This is a genomic window from Actinomadura verrucosospora (assembly GCF_039540335.1).
GTDB classification, from domain to species: domain Bacteria; phylum Actinomycetota; class Actinomycetes; order Streptosporangiales; family Streptosporangiaceae; genus Spirillospora; species Spirillospora verrucosospora.
This window is the reverse complement of record NZ_BAABEV010000115.1, coordinates 1-629: the sequence shown is the minus strand read 5'-3', so window position 1 is coordinate 629 and position 629 is coordinate 1. Positions and strand designations below refer to the sequence as shown.

Here is a 629-nt window from a genome sequence, read left to right as displayed (position 1 = left end):
TGTATAGTCATCAATTTATTTTCTTTATGGGACTTATAATGAGTTTATGCGGGGTTATTTTTAAAAGATTAGAATATACAGCAGTAGGTTTATTATTCTCTCAAAAGACAATTGATGCTGTTATTGTAAATTCAAATGTCGCTCAAACTGTTTCACTTATCATTTGGATTATTATCGTCGTACTAATTGTTACATATACTATACGATTATCATCTAGAAGAAGTATTTAATAAAATATATGATTTTAAGGTTCTACGTCAAATCGGACTGATGAGTCCAAATATTGAGATTAAGCAACCTTAAGTTGTTTAATCTTTTTTTTGTTGTTGAGGCAAATAGTCGCGAAGTTATAATAATTCGATTACGCAAATTATCATAATTTCTATAACCAAAAGATACCCTTTTAATGAGTTTGATTTTATTATTAATTCCTTCTAACGGACCGTTGGTCAGGTTAGAATATGTCATAGTATTTTCAATGAAAGCTGCTAATCGTCTTAAAGTTCTAATGACTGGGCGTAATTTAGGACACACATCTGAAAGATGAATAGAAAAGAGTTTATGATTAAATTTCTCTATTTGATTTTCTTTTAATAATCTTCTTAGCTCATGAACGTAGTGATATATAT

General features: G+C 28.5%; 1 protein-coding gene and 1 pseudogene. One reads left to right on the top strand and one right to left on the bottom strand.

What is annotated here, in order from left to right:
* Window positions 1–230: hypothetical protein (locus ABD944_RS42185; RefSeq protein ID WP_345187892.1), on the top strand; the 230-nt coding region annotated here is incomplete at its 5' end.
* Window positions 231–289: 59 nt separating this feature from the next.
* On the opposite strand, the pseudogene ABD944_RS42180 reads toward ABD944_RS42185, so the two are convergent.
* A pseudogene (locus ABD944_RS42180) lies at window positions 290–629 on the bottom strand (transposase); the annotation flags it as partial.